General features: G+C 27.8%; 22 protein-coding genes and 3 pseudogenes. 23 read left to right on the forward strand and 2 right to left on the reverse strand.

Annotated elements, in window-relative coordinates; translation table 4 throughout:
• Positions 1-230: 230 nt before the first annotated feature.
• The 11 genes and pseudogenes from C6B38_RS00635 to C6B38_RS00680 all read left to right on the forward strand — a co-directional run.
• Positions 231-1,778: pseudogene (locus C6B38_RS00635) on the forward strand (sodium-dependent transporter); the annotation flags it as partial.
• A gap of 3 nt (positions 1,779-1,781) precedes the next feature.
• A complete protein-coding gene (locus C6B38_RS09490) occupies positions 1,782-1,940 on the forward strand; it encodes a hypothetical protein (protein ID WP_162475777.1) in 159 nt (52 codons plus the stop codon).
• Between the two features lie 307 nt (positions 1,941-2,247).
• A complete protein-coding gene (locus C6B38_RS00640) occupies positions 2,248-4,914 on the forward strand; it encodes a valine--tRNA ligase (RefSeq protein WP_105298263.1) in 2,667 nt (888 codons plus the stop codon).
• Positions 4,895-6,230, forward strand: a pseudogene (gene trmFO, locus C6B38_RS00645) (methylenetetrahydrofolate--tRNA-(uracil(54)-C(5))-methyltransferase (FADH(2)-oxidizing) TrmFO). The gene C6B38_RS00640 and the pseudogene trmFO overlap by 20 nt, the downstream one beginning before the upstream one ends.
• 60 nt (positions 6,231-6,290) lie before the next feature.
• Positions 6,291-7,709, forward strand: a complete 1,419-nt coding sequence (locus C6B38_RS00650) for an NADP-dependent glyceraldehyde-3-phosphate dehydrogenase (protein ID WP_105298264.1) — start codon at positions 6,291-6,293, stop codon at positions 7,707-7,709.
• 59 nt (positions 7,710-7,768) lie between these two features.
• Entirely contained in the window at positions 7,769-8,107 is a 339-nt protein-coding gene (locus C6B38_RS00655; protein WP_105298265.1) for a hypothetical protein, read from the forward strand.
• A gap of 32 nt (positions 8,108-8,139) precedes the next feature.
• Entirely contained in the window at positions 8,140-8,595 is a 456-nt protein-coding gene (locus C6B38_RS00660; RefSeq protein WP_105298266.1) for a peroxiredoxin, read from the forward strand.
• Positions 8,596-8,737: 142 nt separating this feature from the next.
• Positions 8,738-9,443, forward strand: a pseudogene (locus tag C6B38_RS00665) (type 1 glutamine amidotransferase domain-containing protein).
• The gene (locus C6B38_RS00670; protein ID WP_105298267.1) at positions 9,421-10,347 is read left to right on the forward strand and encodes an NAD-dependent epimerase/dehydratase family protein; all 927 of its coding nucleotides are present in this window, start codon (positions 9,421-9,423) and stop codon (positions 10,345-10,347) included. The pseudogene C6B38_RS00665 and the gene C6B38_RS00670 overlap by 23 nt, the downstream one beginning before the upstream one ends.
• Before the next feature lie 435 nt (positions 10,348-10,782).
• A complete protein-coding gene (locus C6B38_RS00675; protein ID WP_105298268.1) occupies positions 10,783-12,381 on the forward strand; it encodes an MATE family efflux transporter in 1,599 nt (532 codons plus the stop codon).
• Positions 12,382-12,519: 138 nt separating this feature from the next.
• Positions 12,520-13,557, forward strand: a complete 1,038-nt coding sequence (locus tag C6B38_RS00680; RefSeq protein ID WP_105298269.1) for a hypothetical protein — start codon at positions 12,520-12,522, stop codon at positions 13,555-13,557.
• Between the two features lie 146 nt (positions 13,558-13,703).
• On the opposite strand, the gene C6B38_RS00685 is transcribed toward C6B38_RS00680, so the two are convergent.
• Positions 13,704-14,060 carry a hypothetical protein gene (locus tag C6B38_RS00685; RefSeq protein WP_105298270.1) on the reverse strand — a complete coding sequence of 119 codons (357 nt, stop codon included), beginning with the start codon at positions 14,058-14,060 and terminating at the stop codon, positions 13,704-13,706.
• Between the two features lie 139 nt (positions 14,061-14,199).
• Between C6B38_RS00685 and thyA the strand changes: the two genes are divergently transcribed.
• The 9 genes from thyA (at position 14,200) to C6B38_RS00730 (ending at position 21,749) form a co-directional block, all read left to right on the forward strand.
• Entirely contained in the window at positions 14,200-15,069 is an 870-nt protein-coding gene (gene thyA / locus C6B38_RS00690; RefSeq protein ID WP_105298271.1) for a thymidylate synthase, read from the forward strand.
• The gene (locus C6B38_RS00695) at positions 15,069-15,551 is read left to right on the forward strand and encodes a dihydrofolate reductase (protein ID WP_105298272.1); all 483 of its coding nucleotides are present in this window, start codon (positions 15,069-15,071) and stop codon (positions 15,549-15,551) included. Before thyA ends, C6B38_RS00695 begins: the two co-directional genes overlap by 1 nt.
• Before the next feature lies 1 nt (position 15,552).
• Complete coding sequence (locus C6B38_RS00700; protein WP_105298273.1) at positions 15,553-16,344, forward strand: lysophospholipid acyltransferase family protein; 792 nt, start codon at positions 15,553-15,555, stop codon at positions 16,342-16,344.
• Between the two features lie 20 nt (positions 16,345-16,364).
• Positions 16,365-17,675: a thymidine phosphorylase gene (locus C6B38_RS00705; protein WP_105298274.1), complete on the forward strand. Its 1,311-nt coding sequence runs from the start codon at positions 16,365-16,367 to the stop codon at positions 17,673-17,675.
• Positions 17,676-17,776: 101 nt separating this feature from the next.
• Positions 17,777-18,538 carry a segregation and condensation protein A gene (locus tag C6B38_RS00710; protein ID WP_105298275.1) on the forward strand — a complete coding sequence of 254 codons (762 nt, stop codon included), beginning with the start codon at positions 17,777-17,779 and terminating at the stop codon, positions 18,536-18,538.
• Positions 18,539-18,543: 5 nt separating this feature from the next.
• Positions 18,544-19,092, forward strand: a complete 549-nt coding sequence (scpB, locus tag C6B38_RS00715; RefSeq protein WP_105298276.1) for an SMC-Scp complex subunit ScpB — start codon at positions 18,544-18,546, stop codon at positions 19,090-19,092.
• A complete protein-coding gene (locus C6B38_RS00720) occupies positions 19,092-19,829 on the forward strand; it encodes a pseudouridine synthase (protein WP_105298277.1) in 738 nt (245 codons plus the stop codon). The genes scpB and C6B38_RS00720 overlap by 1 nt, the downstream gene beginning before the upstream one ends.
• A 15-nt stretch (positions 19,830-19,844) precedes the next feature.
• Complete coding sequence (locus tag C6B38_RS00725) at positions 19,845-20,453, forward strand: deoxynucleoside kinase (protein ID WP_105298278.1); 609 nt, start codon at positions 19,845-19,847, stop codon at positions 20,451-20,453.
• Between the two features lie 102 nt (positions 20,454-20,555).
• A complete protein-coding gene (locus C6B38_RS00730) occupies positions 20,556-21,749 on the forward strand; it encodes an IS3 family transposase (RefSeq protein ID WP_105298279.1) in 1,194 nt (397 codons plus the stop codon).
• A gap of 35 nt (positions 21,750-21,784) precedes the next feature.
• Here C6B38_RS00730 and C6B38_RS00735 read toward each other — a convergent pair whose 3' ends face one another.
• Positions 21,785-22,348: an inorganic diphosphatase gene (locus tag C6B38_RS00735; protein WP_004028623.1), complete on the reverse strand. Its 564-nt coding sequence runs from the start codon at positions 22,346-22,348 to the stop codon at positions 21,785-21,787.
• A 265-nt stretch (positions 22,349-22,613) separates the two neighbouring features.
• Between C6B38_RS00735 and C6B38_RS00740 the strand changes: the two genes are divergently transcribed.
• The 3 genes from C6B38_RS00740 (at position 22,614) to C6B38_RS00750 (ending at position 23,680) form a co-directional block, all read left to right on the forward strand.
• Positions 22,614-22,922, forward strand: a complete 309-nt coding sequence (locus C6B38_RS00740) for a hypothetical protein (RefSeq protein WP_105298280.1) — start codon at positions 22,614-22,616, stop codon at positions 22,920-22,922.
• 90 nt (positions 22,923-23,012) lie between these two features.
• Complete coding sequence (locus C6B38_RS00745) at positions 23,013-23,447, forward strand: single-stranded DNA-binding protein (protein WP_053391425.1); 435 nt, start codon at positions 23,013-23,015, stop codon at positions 23,445-23,447.
• 2 nt (positions 23,448-23,449) lie between these two features.
• Complete coding sequence (locus tag C6B38_RS00750) at positions 23,450-23,680, forward strand: hypothetical protein (protein ID WP_146693241.1); 231 nt, start codon at positions 23,450-23,452, stop codon at positions 23,678-23,680.
• Positions 23,681-23,697 lie beyond the last annotated feature (17 nt).

Consider the following 23,697-nt stretch of genomic DNA (forward strand, 5'->3'; position numbering starts at 1 on the left):
ACACGGTGATAGTTGTTTCAGAATTAGTTTTCTAAACTATAAAACTATTATTCAATTTTTTAGATACAGAATTAATAATAAGAAAAATTTGATAAAGTAATGCAACGAGATCTTTTTATTAAACAAAAGAAATCTCATTAGTTAAGAACAATTATTAATAATTTATTAGTAATTGTTTTTTATTTTTAAAAGAAAGGAATTAAAGAAAATGAAAAAAGAAGCATGTTAGCAAGTTTGGTTTTATTGTCTCCACATTGGGTGCAGCAATTGGACTTGGTAATGTATGGGCATTCCCCACCTTATTAAAACAAAATGGAGGTTTAGCCTTTTTTGTTTTATATATTTTGGCAATTATTACTTGTGGGATTCCGTTATTAATTTTGGAATTTAACATTGGTAATATGCGTCGTAAATCGTTAATTAATATTTTTGATGAAGAAAACCCCAAAGCAAGTAGATTTATCGGTTGGTTTGAATCAGCTTTTATGTTTATTGTCGCTAACTACTATACTGTATTAATTGGTTATTTTTTAATTTCATTAATACTAAATTTTACATCGTCAATTAATACACCGTTATGGTTTGATAATAATATTTTAAATCCTGGTGGAATTGGTGTGACCGGTAATGCTAATTTTCAATGATTAGCATACTTAGCCTTTATTGCGATTGTTATTATTGTTGGGACAATTGTGATGTTTCGAGCAAAAGGAATTGAAAAAGCGAATGTTATTTTTATTCCAGTCTTATTTGTTATTTTATTAGTTTTAGCAATTTATGTTTTAACAATTCCAGGAGCATTACAAGGACTGGGAACAGTTTTAATGCCAACGGAAAAAACTTTAAGTTCCTTTGGCAACTTGCAAGTATGAAGTGATGCCTTTAGATTAGGTGTGTTTACTGTTTGCGTCGGATCAGGATTTATGATGTTATTTGCTGGTGCAGCGCCAAAAACACAGGATAATACGAATAAAGCATATATTTTATCACTTCAAATTTTTCCAATTTCGCTTTTAACATTAATTATGGTTTTTGGTTCAGCAGGAATTTTAGTTCATGAACAAAATTCGGGATTAATTACGATTGATGATTATACCAACGCAATTGATGAAGATTTTCCAAAGGATGGTGGTGCTAGTTTTATTTTTAATGTCTTTCCACAAACTTTTAATGTTATTAATAAACAAACCTTTGTTGGTTTTGGAAATTTTTTAGGAATTTTATTTTTTACAGCACTATTATTTGCTGGATTAAGTAGTATTATTGCAATGATTGAAGTTGTTATAAATGGAATTTTTTCAAATTACAAGGTAAAGGAAAAGTATGTTATTATTATTTTAATGATATTAATGGCAACAATTGGTTTAGTATTGATGTTTAAAGATACTAATCAATTACTTTACTCATTCCAAGCTTTAGCTGGTAGTGTTAACATGCTGGTGATGGCTTTAGTTGAAATTATTTTATTTGTTCATATTTACAAAAATTTACCAATAATGATTGCATATAATAATACACACTCATGAATTAAAATTGGTAAAACATATAAATTTGCTATTTCGTATTTAACACCATTATTATTAGCAGTTAATAGTGTCTTTATGTTTTATGCTTTTATTAGTTCGGGGCTATCAAAACCTTGATGATTATCAGTATTAGCAGTCTTATTAGGAATTATTATTCCGTTAGGATGTAGTGTTTTGTCGGTTACTGTTTTAAAAAAATATAAAATTAAACCAGTACCAATTGTAATATGACAAGAAGGATTGGAGAACTAAGCAATGGCAACTTGATTAATTATTACATTGACTATTATTATTGTGTTATTTCTTGTTTTATTTGGAGGATTTATCTTTTTTATGTATAAAGATTGAAACAATAATATTAAAAGTGCAGAAGAAACAAAACTAAAAAAAAGTAAAAATAAAAGTTATAATTAACTTTTATTTTTACTTTAGAATAATATTGTTTGGAGAAACAAAAAATAGTTGCAATTAATTGAAAAAGAATTATAATAAAATTATAAATATTAGAGGAGTAATTAAAAGGATAGTTCAGAGAGTTAATTGTGGTGGTGTGAAATTAATCTATTGTTTTAATGAAGGTTGCTAAATATTTTAACTTGATATTTTAATTAAGGTAATAAGTGATACTTATTAAAAAAAGATGGTACCGTAATTATTAGATAATAATTGCTCCTATTATTTTATTTAAATAATAGGAGTTTTTATTTAGAAAGGAAACAAAATGGGAAAAGAATTAACAAAGAAATATGATCATATCTTGGTCGAAGCAGGAAAATATCAATTTTGGAAGAAAAAAGGTTATTTTACCGCGGATGTTAAAAATAAACAACCAAGTTTTAGTATTGTTATTCCACCCCCAAATGTGACAGGGAAATTGCATTTAGGTCATGCATGAGATACAACATTGCAAGACTTGATTATTCGTTATAAAAAATTACTAGGATTTGATACTTTATATTTACCAGGAATGGATCATGCGGGAATTGCTACCCAGGCAAAAGTAGAAGAACGTTTACGTGTAACAAAAAATATTTTACGACATGATTTAGGACGAGAAAAGTTTATTGAACAAGTTTGAGCATGAAAGGAAGAATATGCTGAAATTATTCGTGAGCAATGAGCTAAATTAGGTTTAGCATTAGATTATTCACGCGAACAATTTACGTTAAATAATAATTTATCAGCGGCAGTGCAAAAAGTTTTTATTGATTTATACCAAAAAGGATTAATTTATCGTGGTAAACGAATTATTTCATGAGATCCCGTACAAAAAACCGCTTTATCAAATATTGAAGTTATTTATCAAGAACAACAAGGCAAAATGTATTACTTTAAATATTTTTTAGAGAATAGCACAAGTGAGTTTTTGACCATTGCAACAACGCGTCCAGAAACAATGTTTGCTGATCAATGTGTTGTTGTTAATCCAAATGATAATCGTTATCACAAATATTGAAATAAAAAGGTAGTAAATCCCGCAAACGGTGAATTACTTCCTATTATTTGTGATGATTATGTTGAACAAGATTTTGAAACGGGAGCAATGAAATGTACACCAGCACATGATGCTAATGATTTTGAAATTGCTTTGCGTCATCATTTAGCGATGCCAATTTGTATGAACTTAGATGGAACAATGAACGAATTAGCTGGGAAATATCATAACCAAGATCGTTTTACTGCTCGTCAAAATTTAGTGCATGATTTAAATCAACAAAAGTTAATTGTTGAAATTAAAGTTCATTCTCACCAAGTTGGTTTTTCAGAACGAAGTGGTGCTATTGTTGAACCATATTTGTCAGACCAATGATTCGTTAAAATGGAATATTTTGCTGAAAAAATTATTAAATTTCAATCATCAACAAATAAAATTAAATTTTATCCATCTCGCTTTAATATAACATTAATTAATTGAATGAAAAATGTTCAAGATTGATGTATTTCACGGCAACTATGATGGGGACATCAAATTCCAGCATGATATCATAAAGATGATTCAACAAAAATTCATGTCGGTTTAACTCCACCAGATAATAGTAAAAATTGAATTCAAGATGCAGATGTTTTAGATACTTGATTTTCATCAGCATTATGGCCAATGGCAAGTTTAGGATGAAATTGAGATAAAACATTATTTCAACACTATTTTCCAACTAATGTTTTGGTAACTGGTTATGATATTATTTTCTTTTGAGTTTCAAGAATGATGTTTGAATCATTAGAATTTACGAAGGAAAAACCATTTAATGATGTTTTAATTCATGGTTTAATTCGGGATGAAGAAGGACGAAAAATGAGTAAGTCATTAGGGAATGGGATTGACCCGATGGATGTTATTAAAGAATATGGTGCAGATACATTACGTTATTTTTTAGTTACAAATAGTGCCCCAGGACAAGATTTACGTTTTTCGTTAGAAAAAGTTAATAGTGCTTGAAATTTTATTAATAAGTTATGAAATGCTGCTCGTTATGTTGAAATGAATTTAACAAATAATTTTAAACCATTGGTTAATTTTGAAATAGAAATTAAAAACTTATTATTAAACCATCAAGAAAATGCTATTGACCAATGAATTTTATCAGAATTAGCAAAAACAATTACTAAAGTACAAACTAATATGGAAAAATATGAATTTGTTTTAGTTGGAAAAGATTTGTATGATTTTGTATGAAATAAGTTTTGCTCATGATATATTGAATTAACAAAAGTTAATTTGCAAAGTAATAATGCAACAATTAAAATGGTATCAACTCAAACATTGTTTTATGTTTTAAAACAAATTTTAATTATGTTACATCCATTTATTCCATTTGTAACGGAAGAAATTTATCAAAAATTAAATTTAAAAGAATCAATTATGTTAGAAGTTTATCCAAAAATTAATTTTAATTATAATGTTGATTATTTAAATTTAGTAACAGAAATTGTTGCTGCAATCCGCGAATTACGAAGCAATTATCAAATTAAAAAAGAACATATTATTGAAATTTGATTTGATCAAGCAAGTAGTAAGAATAACATTACTACAAATGTTATTTCATTAATTAATGAATTTATTTTAAAAATGGTTAATAGTAAAGTTATGGGTGTGCTTCACCAAAAAGATCAAAACCAAAAATATGCAACAATTCCATTAACGAATGTTATTTTAGAAGTTGGATTGAATGATATTGTTGATGAAACAATTGAGCACCAAAAAATCAATGCGGAATTAACTCGCCTAGAACAAGAACTAAAACGAAGCAAAAACATTTTAAATAATCCAAATTTTTTAGCAAAGGCAAATGCTGAAAAGATTAAACTTGAAGAAGAAAAATATGCCCAATATTTAGAACAATATCAACAATTAAAAGGAAAAATAACAAATGACAATTCCAACAATTAACATTATTGGTGCTGGATTAGCGGGGACCGAGGCAGCTTATCAATTAGCGCGGAGAGGTTTTAAGGTTAACTTGTATGAAACTAAACGGTTAATAAAAAATCCAGTACAAAAACAAAATTCATTTGCGGAATTGGTTTGTTCAAATTTGTTACGTAGTGAAAGTTTAACGAATGGTGTTGGGTTATTAAAACAAGAAATGTTAGCATTTGATTCATTAATTATTAAAGCAGCGTATGCAAGTCGTGTTCCAGATGGTGGAGCATTAGCAGTTGATCGTCATCAGTTTTCAGAATATATTACAACGTGATTAACAAATAATTCAAATGTGACTTTAATTGACCAAGAGGTAACAACTATTGATGATAAGGCAATTACATTGATTGCTTCTGGACCATTAACAACATCAAAATTTCAAACTACCATTCAAGCATTATTGGGTCAAGAATATTTTTATTTTTATGATGCAGCAGCGCCAATTATTACAAAAGATAGTATTGATTTTACTAAAGTATATTATAAATCACGTTATGATCAAGGCGATAGCAAAGATTATATTAATTGTCCAATGAGTAAGGATGAATTTGAATTATGAGTTCAAGCATTAATTGCAGCAGAAACAGTGGCCTTACATGATTTTGAAAAAGAAATTTATTTTGAAGGGTGTATGCCAATTGAGATAATGGCAAAACGGGGTATTAAGTCATTATTGTTTGGACAATTAAAGCCAGTTGGCTTAGAAACCTCAAGTGGTAACCGCCCATATGCTGTGGTGCAATTACGTCAAGATGATGCAATTGATACTTTATATAATTTAGTTGGTTTTCAAACTAATCTAAAGTTTCTTGAACAACAACGCCTTATTAGAATGATTTTAGGCTTAGCAAATGCTCAAATTGTTCGATATGGTGTTATTCATAAGAATAATTTTATTAATTCGCCAATTTTATTAAATCAATTTTTACAAGTAAAAAAACATCATAATATCTTTTTTTGCTGGTCAAATTATGGATGTTGAGGGATATGTTGAATCAGCGGCCACAGGAATTATTAGTGCATTAAATATTACAAGATTTTTAAATAAGAAATCAATGTTAACATTTCCACCTGAAACAATGATGGGAGCATTAGTGAATTATATTGTTAATGCTTCAAAAACTAATTTTCAACCGATGAAAGCAAATTTTGGAATTATTCCTGCCTTTGAACAACATTTTAAAAGCAAAAATGAAAAATATTTAGCATATAGTGATCGTGCATTAACAATATTAAAACATTTTATTGTAAACAATAATTTAAATGTGGAAAGTATCTTTTAATAATTTTAAAAAAGCATAAAATATAAGTAGAATAATGCAAACAGAAAAGAGGCGCTAAAAATGAATTTGGAATTAAATGCATTAATTAATGGTGAATTAATCAATAATGGGGATTGATTAGAAATAATTTCACCAATTAATAATAAGCCATATGGTCGTGTTCCAGCTCTAAAAGAAAAAGAAATAAATGAAGCTTTTAAGGGGGCTCGACATTCACAAAAAGCATGAGCAAAATTAACTTTATTTGAACGAATTAGTTATTTGCAAAAATGAGCAAAATTATTAGAAAGTCATAAAACAGAACTTGCAAAAATTATGGCCCATGAAGTTGGAAAAAGTTTAAAAGATGGTCAAATTGAAGTTGAACGTAGTATTGAATATATTGATTATACGATTGAAGAAGCAAAGCGAGTTTTTCCAGAAACATTAACTGGTGATGGTTGAAATTTTAAAAATAAAATAGGTATTTTTTCTCGTGTTCCTAAAGGTGTTGTTTTAGCAATTTCACCATTTAATTATCCTGTCAATTTAAGTATTGCAAAAATTGCACCAAGCTTAGTTGTTGGTAATACTGTTGTTTTTAAGCCAGCAACAAATGGTAGTTTAACCGGATTATATATGGCAAAGTTAGCTTTTGAAGTTGCTTTTCCAAAAGGTGTTTTTAATGTTGTAACTGGTCGTGGACGTGATATTGGAGATTTATTAGTTTTAAATCCTGAAATTAATGTTATTTCATTTACTGGGTCAGTTGCCGTTGGGAATCATATTCGCAAATTAGGGCATGGAAAAGACTTAGTATTAGAATTAGGGGGAAAAGATCCAGTTTTAGTATTAAAAGATGCTGATTTAGCAAAAGCGGTAAAAGAAATTGTTGCTGGTGCTTATGCTTATTCTGGGCAACGTTGTACAGCAATTAAGCGAGTATTAGTAGATGAAACAATTGCTGCTGAATTAGTACAATTATTAAAAATAGAAGTTGGCAAGTTAGAAGTAGGTTCGCCATTAGATAATAAAGCAATTATTCCAGTTATTGATTTAAAAGCTGCAGATTTTGTGCAAGGTTTAATTGATGATGCTTTAGCAAAAAAAGCAACATTAGTACTTGGTAATCAACGAAAAGATAATTTACTTAGTGCAACTTTAATTGACCATGTTACGCCAGAAATGCGATTAGCATGAGAAGAACCATTTGGCCCAGTCTTACCAATTATTCGTTGCAAAAATGTTGAAGAAATGATTACTTTAGCAAATAAATCAAACTTTAAATTGCAGGCCTGTATTTTTACAAAAGATATTAATGCAGCATTTAATATTGCTAATGAGTTAGAAACAGGAACGGTTAACATTAATGGCCGTACTCAACGGGGACCTGATTCATTCCCATTTTTAGGAATTCATGATTCTGGACAGGGAGTGCAAGGGATTCGTGAAACAATTAATTCAGTTACTCGTTTTAAAGGATTAGTAATTAATTATTAAAACTAATCTTTTTTTAGTTTTATGATATATTATACTTATAAGTAGGTAAAAGTAAAAAAATGGAAAATAAAGTGGAGCAAATGTCTTTACGTGAAGAAAAAATTGAACAAACTTTGAATGAACTAATGTCAATAATTCAAGCAATTAATTTAGATCTTAGTGAATTACAAGAACGAGCAAGTTTAAAAACGAATGCTGTTCTTGATGAGTATGATACTATTGCTGAGCAAATTGGTAATATTGCAAAGGAAATCAATGATTTAGAATATAAGTTTGATATTACGGAAATTTCACTATATTTAATTTTTTTAGATTTAAAATTATCGTTTAATATTTTAAAAAATAAGTTAGAAGTAACAAAATATTTAATCCAACTTTTTTTCAAAGACAGTAATTAATTATTATTGTCTTTAATGGAGGTTATTAAAAAATGGATTTAAAACAAGAGAAGTTTTTGTTTACAGATGGGGAAGAACATTTTATTACTGATTTTCAGCAAGGAAAGGGTTATATTTTTTATTTTTTTCCAAAAGCAGCAACACCAGGCTGTACTTTAGAAACAATTGCTTATAATCGTTATTATCAAAAGTTTTTAGCTGCTGGTTATAATGTTATTGGTATTAGCCGTGATAATTTAAAAAAACAAACTAAGTTTCAAAATGATAATAATGTTAGTTTCCCCATGTTATGTGATATTGATTCTAAATTATGTGAAATGTTTAGTGTCTTAAAAGAAAAGAAAATGTTTAATAATGTTTATTTTGGAATTGAACGAAGTACCTTTTTGTTAGACAATGATTTTAAGTTTATTCAAGAATGACGAAAAGTAAAACCAGTTGAGCATATTAAAACAGTGTTGTTAGTCGTAACGGAAACCAATTTATAAATAATAAATATTGTATAGTTTCATTTCATGTAGTTGGCACGAAAAATTTTTATTATTTGTATAATGATACAACTGAAATTGGAAAACTATAATGTTTTTTAACCAAGATAAGTGAAATAATGTATAAGAAGAGAACAAAATAATGAAGAAAATTTTAATTGTAGAAACTAATACAAGTAGATATAAAAATACCAATGAACCTACTGGTTTGTGATTGGGTGAAAGCGCAGAATTTGTTGATGAATTACAAAAACATGGAATTAAATATGATTTTGTGAGTCCAAACGGTGGTTTAGTACCCCCTTGCCCTTGATCCTCGAAGCATGAAATACATGGATGAAGCGATTTGAAATGTATATGAAGACAAAGATTTTTTACAAAGGGGCATTCAAAACACACTAAAACCCAACGAAATAAAACCAAATGAATATAGTGCAATTTACTATACCGGTGGGCATGGTGTAATGTGAGATTTTCCAGACAATAGTGAAATTCAAGCAATAGCTAGACAAATTTATATGAATAATGGTTATTTAGTTTCAGTGTGCCATGGAATTTCTGGTTTATTAAATCTAAAAGATGATCAAGGAAACTATATAATTGCTGGTAAAAAAATCACTGATTTTACTACCTCAGAAGAAAATTTAGCGGGAAAGAAAAAACAAGTACCGTTTTTAAATCAAAAAAATGCAAAAAGTCGTGGTGCCATTTGACATAAGAAACGTTTTTATAAAGATTATGCCTTGATTGACAACAATATAATTACAGGACAAAATCCATTTTCTGTGCGATCAGTTGCAAAACTACTTATTAGGGAACTAAATAATTCAAACAATCTTGGGAAGTAATGGACAAATTGGTCATGAATTGGCAAAGGAACTATATAACAACTATACAAAAGAAATTAGATTGGTAAGTAGAAAACCTGTCAAGATAAATGAAACAGAACAAATTATAGTAGCCGATTTGATGAATTACAATTCCACTCTTAATGCAATTGCAGGAAGCGAAATAGTTTATTTTACTGTTGGTTTACCAATGAATGCAAAGTTAATGGAAGAACAGTTTCCGGTTATTATACAAAATGTGCTTAAAGCTTGTACAGTAAATAATACAAAACTAGTATTTTTTGATAATACTTATATGTATCCCAAAACTACTAAAACACAGCTTGAGGACACACCGTTTGAGCCCAAAGGGAGAAAATCAATTTTGCGAACGCAATTAACTAATATGGTTTTAGCAGCGATGGATAAAAAAGAAATTGATATCGTTATATGTCGTGCCCCGGAATTTTATGGACCTGGACACACGCAGAGTATTACTAATTCTATGGTGTTTGAAAATATTAAACGCCATAAAAAAATTAAAATTCCAATAACGGTAAAAACGTTACGAATTTTAATTTGAGCGCCCGATGCAAGCAAAGCGATGGCTTTAATTGGTAATACAAAAGATGCATATAACCAAACTTGACATTTGCTCTGCGATCGAAGTTTAACATATAAACAAATTTTAGAAATTGCCAATGAAGTTACGAATAGAAAACTACATTATTCAATAATTAAGGAGTGGCAATTTAAATTTGTAAGTCACTTTAACAGCCAAGTTAAAGAACTTTTGGAAATGTTACCACGTTATAAAGTTGATAATTTATTTAACTCAGATAAATTCAAAACATGTTTTCCACAATTTAAAATTACCCCTTTTGAAGAAGGAATAAAAAATATTTTATTACCAATTACAAATTAAATTTTAAACCACAAAAAAGATTTTGTGGTTTTATTTTTTACTAAAATATTTTTCCATGATGCAAGAGGATATCTTTCATTTTAAAGTTAAAGAATTGTCTAAAATTGCGTTATATAAACTTGCATACAAAAATCTTATTTTAGAACAAAAGAATATAGTGAAATTGTCTTTCGTAATATGTTATCGATGCGAATGGTAAAGGTTAATTTGCATTTTTGCTGTTGCAGAATATAAATATTCATGGTTTAACTAGAATAACTTAAAAGACAAAGCCTTGTTAATGCTTTTATACCAAAAAGCATTAAATTTATGGCTCTTAAACAAACACTTACTTTATTTCAACTACTAAAATAAGCCTTTCCTTTTGACCTAGCATTTTGGCTAAAAATATGATAAAATAATAGATAAATAGTATTGTAAAGGGGAACGAAGATAATGAACAAAAACATTTTTTTAAAAAACGAGATTAAGTTACGTTATGACAATTTATGAAAAACAATTTTTATTTTTTCTTTACCAACTGTCCTTGTGATGGCAATGACAGCATTATATCCAATCCTTGATAAATTTATTGCCTTAACATTTGTTACATCAAATGTTTTTTATCATCAACCATATTTGGATTGAAATAAAGAACATATTTCAATTAATAATGGTGAATTAACATATGAATCAGCAAAAATTTTTGTTAATTTATCAACCCATTTTGCAATGCAAATTTATAACTTATTATTTGCTTTTGCAATTTTATTTGCGATTGGAACATCAATTACATTTGCCATTAAATCTGGGCAAAGTAATAAACAACAAACACAATCTTTAGCAGGAAATGCTTTAACAATTACCGTTTTATTTTCAATTGTTGCAGCTTTTTTTGTTTTTTGTTTAGTCTTTCCACAATGAGATAATATTATGATTTTAATTCAATTAAGTAAAAAAGGAACATGAATTGTACAAGATTTAACTTGGCATTATGTTTTTCCAATGTTACTTGCTAGTCCTTTAATGTTTGTTAGTTATTTATTATTAACATTATTACGAACAGATGGGAAAAGCCATGCTGCAATTTACATTACAATTGGAGCAATTGCAATTAATGTTTTATTTTCAATTATTTTTGTAAAATATGGTCGAATGTTATTAGAAGGAACAATGTTAGGAACAATTATTGCATGAATTTTTATTATTATTGTTTCATTATTTTGTATTTATTACAATAAGAATTCTTATTTACGATTTCATTGGCGTGATCTTTTTTATTTACATAAAACAACAATTAAAGAAATTTTTCGGTTAGGTTTTTCATCTTTTATTAATAATTTAGGTGCTGTTTTAGTTTCAATTTTATCATCAGCAATTATTTCATCGTTGCCAGGACAATTTGCTCAGCGGCAACAATATGGTTTAGCATCTTTCCAATTATTTAATAGTGCGGTAAGTCCCTGAATTGCCTTCTTTACCGCAATTGCGTTAGAAATTGCACAAGGGATGAAAACAATTATTGGTTATAACTATGGAGCAAAAAAATATTTACGAATGTATCAGACTTGTTGATATGGATTAGCAATTATTAGTGGTTGATTGTTTTTTACTCTATTATTATTTATTGCTCTTGGTCCACAATTGTTAATGGCTTTTGCTTTTCCTTCTGATTTAGTTGATGAATATTGATGAATAGCAGTTCTAATGTTAATGAGTTATCCTTGTGCTGCCATTTCATTTTTAGGTGTTTCGTTATTTCAAGGAATGAATAATGCACGGAAAGCAGCATTATGTTCTTCGTTTCGTGCCTTTATTGTGTTACCAATTTTAATGTTATGTGGATATTTCTTAGCACATGGATTATCGGATGGCACAGACCAGAGTAATATTTATTATTTTATATTATTAGGGTTAAATGATTTAATTTCAGCTATTGTTGTGGGCATTATTTTATATTTCTTTTGATATAAACATCGTCATCATATTTTTAATGAAGTTGATGAAAAAGATCAAGAATATTTACAAAGCAAAAAACAACAAACAAGCTATTAAAATTAAATAAAATGATAAATGATTATATAACTTTCCAATAATTATGACAATGGTTTCATTTAATTTTAGTTAAATATATGGTATAATTCATTTATAAGCAAAGTGGATAATAGGGCATATTGATATGGAGGGTATCGCATGAATAATAATGATCCAAAATTTAATGGAGGAAACGAAAATTATTTTAATTCGTTTGAAAATAATAATGGTTTTGGCAATGATAATTTATTAAACCAAAATTGGCCAGTAACACCATTAACAAAACCAATTAGAGTTTCTGATAATGCAAATGATTTTAAAACAAAAACTAATCCACCCTTTAATTCTTCTTATATTTCAAAATCTTTAGAAATTAATGGAACGGAAGTTAAACCGCAGCATAATAAACCAATTTATCAACCATTTGTTATGCCTATTATGGCTAACCCAATGAATGCGATGGGAATGGGAGTATATAATCCAATGATGATGGGTTATCCGCAAATGTTTCCTTACCCAATGATGCCACAATTTCCAATGATGATGGGTTATCCGCAAATGTCACAATATCCCGGAATGTTAACTTATCCTCCAATGGCAGAGCCAGAAGTAGAACAACAATTACAAGGAATACAACAACAATCTGCTAGTCAAGGTTCTAATTTTAATAAAAAACAGTATGTTCAAGATCTAGGCCGTCATTTTGTAATTATGAATCCAGATTTGATGAAACAACAACAACAAGGCATTAATAGCGATTTTGATGAGAGTTTTGATTATACATTTAATGAGGGGCCTCCTTTTGGGGCAAACCATGATTTTAATCAAACAAATGAATTTGGTGGTGGTAATTTTGCTGGTCAAAATGATTTTGGCCAAGGAAATACAAATTTTGGACCAACACCAGATTTTAATGCAGCACCAAGTTTTAGTTCATCACCTGATTTTGTTCCATCAGATGGTTTTAATAATAGCAATGTTTTTGGCAAAATTGATTCAACAAAAATGCTATTTCAATATGATGAAGAAACAACCAAGCGAAAATTACCAGTTTGAGCAATAGTTTTAATTGTTGTGTTAGTAGTTTTAGTTTTAGCAGTTATAACAATTGTAATGTTGTATTTTAATTTAGAAGCAGTTCATAATTTAATTAATGGTTGATTTGGGCTTGAAATACCATTTAGTCCATGGTTTTAAAATGTTATTAAATAACATTTTTTTATTTATGTTAATAAAATAAAAAAAATCTAGACAAGGGTTAAAATCTAGATTTTTAACTATTATTTAAAATTTGAAAGGTTTTTTATTTGAAAAAATTATTTTGTTATTTTTAGGTCGTTAATTTATTTTGCTTGTATTGTCCTATTAAAATCTTGTGGTGGTAATGTACTATTTTTGATTTTAAAAAACCAAACAACAAAACCCAAAATTACTAAAATATTATTTTTATTAGGTTTTTTTAAACGATTAATTTTTTTAATAATTTGTTTATCATATTGACAATTATTATCTTTTTCTTCTAATGTAATTTCAGTTTTATCAATAGCATTTTGTTGATGAATTGAATTGCTTAAAATATATGCATAATCAAATTCGGTTTCATTTTCATATTTACTACGTAGAGGATTAAATGTGCCAGGAATAAATAAACTTAATGAAAACTTAATTTTTTTAATTATTTTTTTTAAAAATTTATTCATTGCTGTTCACCTCTTGTAATTAGTAATATGATAACATAAAAAAATTATCTTGTTAAGATTTTTTTTATTTTTTCAGATGATTTTATTTTTAAATAAGGTAAGATTTAAGTATATGAGAATAGAAAATAAGGTGAAAATGATGGAACAATATCTCAAAATGGCTCGTTTTATTTTGGAACACGGGCAAGAAAAAGATGATCGAACAAATACCGGAACAATTTCTTATTTTGGTTATCAAATGCGTTTTAATTTAAGTGAAGGTTTTCCAATTTTAACAACAAAAAAAATTCATTTTAAATCAATAGTTTATGAATTATTATGATTTATTAAAGGCGATACTAATATTAAATATTTAGTGGATCATGATGTTCGAATTTGAAATGAATGACCATATAAGAACTATCAAGCATCATCAAAATATAATAATGAAACATTAGCTGAATTTGTTGAAAAAATTAAAACTGATGCAAATTTTGCTGCTGAATTTGGTGATTTAGGACCGGTATATGGGAAACAATGACGAAATTTTAATGGGGTGGATCAGTTAGCAAAATTATTAGAAAATTTAAAAAAGAATCCATATTCACGTCGTCATATTATTAGTGCTTGAAATCCAGCAGAAGTTGATGAGATGGCTTTGCCACCTTGTCATACTTTAATTCAGTTTTATGTTTCAAAAGATAATAAATTAAGTTGTCAATTATATCAACGTAGTGCGGATGTTTTTTTAGGAGTTCCTTTTAATATTGCAAGTTATGCTTTATTAACCCATTTAATTGCTCAGGTTGTTGGATTAGATGCTGGGGATTTTGTCCATACTTTAGGGGACTGTCATATTTATAAAAATCATCTTAGTCAAATTAAAGAACAATTAAGACGTTCTCTACGGAAATTACCAACCTTGAAGTTAAATCAAACCATTTCTTCGTTATTTGATTTTAAATTTGAGGATATTATGCTTGAAAATTATGATCCAGCCCCATTAATTAAGGGAACTGTCGCAGTATAATGATTAAGTTATTATGAGCAATGGATGAAAATAATTTAATTGGTCAAAATGACCAATTACCATGACATTTAAGAGAAGAATTACAGCATTTTAAAGAAACAACATTAGGGCAAACAATTTTATTTGGTCGGTTGACTTATGAAGGAATTGGACGACCATTACCAAAACGAAAAACATTAGTTTTAACAAGACAGCTTGATTATCAAATTAAGCATCCAGATGTGGAAGTAGTAACTGATTTAACAGCAATTATTAATTTTTATCATCAAAATCCAACCGAAGATATTTATATTTGTGGGGGAAAAAAAATTTATGAGGCAACATTACCATATGCTGATGAATTAATTATTAGTCTTATTAAAGGAAAATACCAAGGCGATACTTATTTTCCTTCGTTTGATTTAAACCAATTTACTTTAATTAAATTAAACGAATATCAACAATTTGTAATAAAATATTATAAGAGAAAGGAACAAAGTTAAAATGTTAAATATTTGAAAAATTATTCTGACATGACCACGATTTTTACAAACAATTACTAAAGCAAGAAGTATTAGCAAAAAAATTAAAAGAGATCCAAATATTGTTTCAGAAGAATATCGTTATCATTGATTGCAAAAACGAACACGTTATATGTTATGAGTACACGATGTTAAAATAATTGTTCATGATTGTGATAATTGAATTGATAAAGGTTGTTTAATGATTGCCAATCATCAATCGAATGTTGACCCGGCAATATTATTTGCTTTAAATGATTTTAATAAAACCGCACCTTGTGCATTTATTGCTAAAAAAGAATTGCAAAATAACCGAACATTTCGGAATTTTTTAACATTAATTGATGTTTTATTTTTAGATCGTGAAAACCCTCGTCAGGCATTAGAAGTTATTAAAGAGGCAAATGATTTAATCCGTGTACCGCGAACAATGGTTGTTTTTCCAGAAGGAACTCGGATTCGAAGCCAAGAAATGGGAGAATTTCATGCTGGAAGTTTTAAAATTGCCCAGAAAGCACATGTTTCAATTATTCCTGTTTCAATTGTTAACTCTTATCCAATTTTTAATAAAGAATTTAAAAAAAGAGGGAAAAAGTATGTTCATGTTGTGTTTCACAAGCCAATTAAGCCAGATACGTTTATGACCAAATCAACTGAGTTAATTGCAAATAATGTTAAACAAATTATTCAAAAAGGAATCGACCAATATCAAGATGTTGATCATAAAAAAGCTTATGAAGAATATAAAACTTCATTAAAGAAAAAAATAACTTAAAAAAAAGAAGGTATCGAATAGTGAATATTTTAGAATTAATTGATAAAAAGAAAAATGGACAAGAGTTATCACGAGAAGAAATTAACTTTATTGTTAAAGGATATACAACGGGGATTATTACGGATTATCAAATGTCAGCTTTTTTAATGGCAATTTATTTTCAATCAATGTCAGTTACAGAAATTTCGTTCTTAACTGAAGCAATGGTTAATTCAGGGGAAGTATATGATTTAACTGGGATTCCTGGTTTTAAAGTTGATAAGCATTCTTCTGGTGGAGTTGGTGATAAGGTTAGTTTAATTTATGCGCCTTTAGTTGCTGCCTTTGGTTTAAAAGTAGCAAAAATGTCAGGGCGGGGGTTAGGCCAAACAGGAGGAACAATTGATAAGTTGGAAAGTATTCCTGGTTTTAAAGTTGAACTTTCTTTTCATGAATTTAAAGATGTTATTAATAAAACAAATTTATCAATTATGGCTCAATCTGATAATCTTGTTCCAGCTGATAAAAAGATTTATGCTTTACGCGATGTGACAGCAACAGTTGATTCATTACCATTAGTGGCGGCAAGTATTATGTGTAAAAAAATTGCAACTGGTAGTGATGGAATTGTGTTGGATGTTAAATGTGGTAATGGTGCTTTTATGAAAACAATATCTGATGCGCGAAAATTAGCACAAATTATGGTTGAACTTGGGATTAAATTTAATAAAAAAATTGCTGCTGAAATTACTAATATGACGCAACCATTAGGTCGTACCATCGGCAATGCAATTGAAATTTATGAAGCATTACAAACATTGCAAGGAAAAGGACCTGATGATTTGACTTATATTGTATGTGAAGCGGCAGCCTTAAGTTTATGCCAAGCAGGGCTTTTTAACGATTTAGCAACAGCAGTTAAAACTTGTGAAGAAAAATTACAAACTGAAGAGCCATTAAATTACTTCCGTGCTTTTGTTAAAAAGCAAGGTGGAGATTTAAGTTTTATTGATAATAATTTAACTTTAAAAGAGGTATTAAAAGTAAAAAATGTAATTGAAATTAAAGCAAACGAAGCTGGTTTTATGGAAATTATTGATACTAATGAGTTGGGATTATTAGCTGTTCGTTTAGGAGCTGGACGTAATACAAAAAATGAAGCAATTGATTATCATGCTGGTATTTATTTAAATAAAAAAACTGGTGAAAAAGTTGCAAAAGATGATGTTGTGATGACTTTATATACTAGTCGCTATGTTACTGCTCCAGTCTATGATTGAGCACAACGAACTTTTCGAATTGTTTCAACAAAACCACCACAAGAAGAATTAGTTTATGAAATAATTCAATAAAAGTGATGCATTAAGTTAATCACTTTTTTTATTTTAATGTCTTTAATTTTTTTTAAAATAGCGGTATTATTAACTAAGAAAATAAACATGGGAGAGAAAGAATGTTACATTTACCACGCTATGAAGTAAAACTTGATAATTTTTCAGGACCATTAGATTTGTTATTGCATTTAATTAAAGAAAAGGAAATTAATCTTTTTGAAATTAAGTTAACAGAAATTACTGATCAATTTTTAGCGTATATTAGGGAAATTGAACAATTGAATATTGAAATTGCATCGGAATATTTAACAATGGCAAGTTATTTAGTTGAGACAAAAACAAAGTTAGTGTTGCCAAAAGAACAGGTTGAAATTGATGATAATTATGAAAAAGATGCTCGCGATGAACTAATTAATCGTTTGCTAGAATATAAAAAAATTAAAGAAGTTAGTCAATATTTTAAAGATCAACATCAAGAGGGAATTCGTTATTTATCAAAACCACGAACAATTATTAAAGGAAATTCAATTAAAGAAGAAGATTTACCATTATCACCAAAAATTAATATTGATAAATTAACGAATAGTTTTTTAAAAATGTTAGAACGAATTAATGCGGCAAAACCATTAGAATCAAATGTTGTTATTACTGAAGTTTCTCCAGAAGAAATGGCTGAACGAATCATGATGTTATTAGCACAAGATGATAAAGAATGAACATTAGAAGAATTACTAGGTAATTTTACTTTATCATTACAAGCTTTTGTTGCTTGTTTTATTGCTTTGTTAGATTTATCTTGACACCAAAAAATTGAAATTGAGCAATACCAGCATTTAGAAGCAATTTACATTAGACCATATTTACAGAAAGAGGGGAATTAAATTTGATGAATTTAAATGAAAAAATGGCTGTTTTAGAAGGACTATTATTTATTAGTGGCGATGAAGGAATTAATTTAAAAGAAATTGCTCATATTCTTGAAATTTCTGTTCCTGAGTGTGAAGAGGTTTTAACAAAATTAAAATCAGAATATCAAACTAGTAATAATCGTGGATTAACAATAACATCTTTTGCTGATAAATATCGTTTATCAACAAAGCAAGAATATTATCAATTTTATTTAAAATTAGCTAATAATAAAATAGAAGCACGGTTATCACAAGCAGCATTAGAAACATTAGCAATTATTGCATACCGTGGACCAATTAGTAAGCCAGAAATTGAAGAGTTACGAGGAGTTAATTCTGACAGTGTTATTAACAAATTACGAGCACGTGATTTGATTGATGAAGCAGGTAAAAGTGACTTGCCAGGAAAGCCAATGACATATCATATTACTGAGGAATTTTTAAAAGTTTTTAATTTAACTTCATTAGCAGATTTACCACAAATTAAAGAAACTGTTGTAGAAAAAGAGCAGGATTTATTTAAGTAATGAAACGCTTACAAAAAGTTATTGCAGCAAAAGGTTATTGCTCACGACGAAAAGCAGAAGAACTAATTATTCAAGGACGAGTTAAAGTTAATAATGTTGTGGTAACAACATTGGGTACTAAAGTTGGCAAAAATGATCAAATAAATAATCAAATTCTTATGAATGAAAATTCAAATAAAATTTATTTAATGCTGAACAAACCACGGAATTGTGTTTCAACGATGTATGATCCGCAACATCGCAAAACAGTTTTAACTTATGTTAAAGGTATTTCAGAACGAATTTATCCGGTAGGTCGCTTAGACTATGATACTAGTGGTCTTTTACTATTGACTAATGATGGAGAATTTACTAATATTATTACACATCCAAGTCATATTATTAATAAGACATATCATGTTTTAGTTTCTGGTTATCTTTCAAAACAACAATTACAAGAATTAGCAACAGGAATTGAAATTGAGCCAGGAATTATAACAAGCCAAGCACAAGCAAAATTAGTAAAATATGACGAAGCAAAAAATGTTTCAATTCTTTTATTAACTATTCATGAAGGCAGAAAACATCAAGTTAAAAAAATGATACAAGCATTAGGGCATGAAGTTATTAAATTAAAACGAATTGCAATTGGTTTTTTACAATTAGATGAAACATTAAAGTCTGGTGAATGACGTTATTTAAAGCCCAAAGAAATTAAACGTTTTTTTGGAATAGCATCACACTTAAAAACAAAATAAAGGAGAGAAAAAACAATGCGGATTACATTAGCAGGAGTTGTTGGAGTTGGAAAATCAACTGTTAGTAAGATATTGGGAAAAAAGCATCATTATATGGTAATGGATGAGCCAGTTGAGGAGAATCCATATTTAGATCAGTATTATGCTGATCCAAAAGATATGGCTTTTAAAATGCAAGTATATATGGTAATGGCGCGTAGTAAACAATTAAAACAAGCAAAAATAACATCTAATATTATTTTTGACCGTAGTATTTTAGAAGACCCAATTTTTGTTGATGTTTTATATGAGTTAGGATATATGAATACAACAGATTATAAAGTTTATAAAGAATTTTATGATGTTGTTGTTTTACAAAGTTTATATTTAGATGAAAACATTAAACCAGAATTAGTTGTTTATTTACGAGTTGATCCAGAGATAGCAATGGAACGAATTACCAAAAGAGGCCGCGCTAGTGAACAAAATATTGGCAGCGCTTATTGAACATTATTAAACCGAAAATATGAGGAATGATATGAACGCTCAAAAGATAAGTTTAATTTTTTAGTTATTGATGCCAATCATAAAACACCAGAAGAAATTGTTGCCATAATTTCAGAAAAATTAATTGAAAAGAAATAATATAAAAAAACTAGTGTTAATGAACATCTAAAATAAAATTGACAGAAAAAAGAGACAAACATTTTCTATTATATAATTTTATTGAAAGGATGTTCTTTTCTTATGGAAAAACAATGAAACAAAAATGAAAAACTAGAAATTTTAACATTTGCTGAGTTAAATGGCATTAAACTAACAGTTCAAAAATATAACATAGCCAAATCTACTATCCATAGATGACGTGTAGACGCACAAAACAATTTTGATAACCTAGAATGAGGTCGTGGATTTCAAAGTAAACAAAAGACAAAAAGAAAAATTAGTATTTCAACAATTGACTTAAATGATGTCAAAAAAATGTCACGTTCTGAATTAGAAGAGATTGCTAAATTACATTTTACATTAAAAAAGTATGAGGCGAAGACTATTAAAGAAAAGTTCTTCGCCGTAAATAAATTATCAACAGATTATTCTGTTGATTTTTTATGTAGAAAATTAGGTATTACTAGACAAGGTTATTACTTATGGATTAAACAAGGAAAACCTATGTATAAAAACTATAATTTTGTTTTAGCAGAAATAATACTTGAAATATTTAATAAATTTAAAGGTATTTATGGGTACCCAATGATTACGATTTTGTTAGAAAAATATAAAAATATCAAAGTTAATAAATGAGTAGTCTATCGCTATATGAAAATATTAAAAATTAAGTCTATTCGGAAGAAAATAAAACCGAATTATTTTAAATCAGGTCCTCTAAGATTCCCAAATATCTTAAAACGATATTTTGTTACATCTGAACCAAACAAAAAATGAGTGACAGATATTACATATTTACCTATTAAGAATGGAATGGTATATTTATCAATTGTCCGTGACTTATTCAATGGTGAAATAATAGATTGAAAATTATCAAATCATGCTGATGCTAATTTGAGTTTTAAGAATTTAGTATCAGCTTGAAATTATGCAGGACGTCCCAAAAAATTAATTATTCATTCAGATCAAGGCTATGCATATACATCCCCGCAATGAAAAGAATTGTGTGAAAAAATGGGAATTATTATTTCGATGTCTCGTTGTGGTAATTCACCAGATAATGGTGCTTGTGAAACTTGATTCAGTTTATTTAAAAATGAATGTTTTTTCTTATATAAACGAAACAGTCTTAATTTTAGTAATATTATGAACATTGTTTCAAATTATGTTGATTTCTATAATTTTGTCAGACCTAGAGTTAAACAAAGAAAAACTCCATTCGAAGAACGAATGGAGTTTCAAAATAAAAATGTCTCTTTTTTCTGTCAATTTTAATTGACATTGTCATTAACACTAGTTTTTTTATATGTTTAAATTTGTCCTAATCCTTTTTCTTTTCAAATTTTCATCACAGCATCTTTTCCTTTTGTTTCTAAAATATCTTTGTATTCTAAATAACGTTCTTGGCATTCTTTAATTTCTTTTAAAGCTTGGTCTAATCCACTTCAACCATTAATTTTAACTTCTTTTTTTTGTAATGTTTTATATTGTAAAAAGAAAGTTTCAATTTCATTTCGTATTGCTAATGGAACATCTTCTAAAGTTTGAATATGATTAAAACGAGGATCATCCGCCATAACAGCCATTAATTTTGTGTCAATTTCACCGTTATCAATCATATTAATTGTTCCTAAAATACGAACATTAATTTGACAGCCAGGAATTGTTGGATAAGTGCTTAATGAGATTACATCAAGGGGGTCGCCATCTCAATCTAATGTATTTTCAATAAAACCATATTCTCCTGGATAAAAATTAGCACCATATAAAACACGATCTAAAACGATTCGCCCTGTTTTAAGATCGTATTCATATTTATGACCAGACCCCTTAGGGATTTCAACGATAATTGGTAAAACATTATTTTTACTCATTATTTTTCTTCCTTTCATTAATTTCCTAATTATTAATATAGCATAGAAAGGCAAATAATGTTATGCCTTTTTAATCCTTTTTATTTTTTTGTAGTAATATTAAACAGAATTATTGTGTTATATTCAAAAAAATAAAAGATAATTAATATCAACAATAAAAGAAAGTTTAAAAATAATTGAGTTATTCTATAATTTTTTTAATAGAATAAAAAACGATTTTATTAAATCAATTATTATGTTTGAAATACCCTTATCCGACGGAAAAGTGTGTGGCACTCCCGATTTAATTTATTATGAAAATAACAAAGCTATTGTTGTTGATTTTAAAACTTGAAAATACTTTAATGCTGAAAAAATTAATAAAGCAAAAATACAAATTACAGCATATAATTATTTACTTGAAAAAAATAATATTTTTACTAGTAATATTGGTGAAATTTGAATAATTAACGAAAATGGYGTTAATATAAATCGTTTCAATATTACCAATCAATTAAAGTTAGAATGACAAGAAATAATGCATACATTTTTAAAAAATAATTCTAATAAGGARAAAAGAAACTATGAAAATTAAAAAATATTGTCCCAAATTAAAATATTGAGGTTATTGCTTTAAATGCAACAAAGAAAATAAAAAACCAAAATACTAGAAAGGAATATTAGTATGAATCAATTTATTGCCATTGGTAGAACAACAAAAGATATTGAAATTAAAAGAACACAAAGTGGTAAAGAATATGCCATGTTTCAATTAGCAGTAACAAGACCACATTCAACCCAAAAAGAAACTGATTTTATTCCTTGTCAAGTTTGAAATAAACAAGCAAGTGTATTACAACAATATTGTCAAAAAGGTAGTCAAATTGCAATTACAGGTATTTTACAGTCTTTTAAAGACAAAGAAAATAAAATACAGTGAACAGTAAGAGTTTATAGTTGTCAATTTTTACAAACTAATAATAATTTAAAAAATAGTACACCTCCCATAACACCAACCAAAATAAATCAGACCCAATCAGCAACAAGAAATATTCGTTTAGAAGAAATAGAATCAAATAAATCATTTGAAAATAATGATGATGCGATTTTATGAGATTAAATATGAAAACTAATAAATATATTTTATGTTATCGTTCTGAAAAAGGTAAACGACCATGTAAAACTTATTTTGGTGAATATATAACTGGTATTGATGTTGAAGATGTCAATATTAATTCAACTTGGGAATGAGAATATTTTAAAAAAAATTATGGTGAAAATAATTTAGTTATTTATAAAGATGATAAGTTAGATCTAATTTTAGAAAGAAAAAAATATAATGAAAAAATGTAATAAATATCGTAATCATT

Source organism: Spiroplasma sp. ChiS, from assembly GCF_002968355.1.
Classification (GTDB): Bacteria; Bacillota_I; Bacilli_A; order Mycoplasmatales; family Mycoplasmataceae; genus Spiroplasma; species Spiroplasma citri.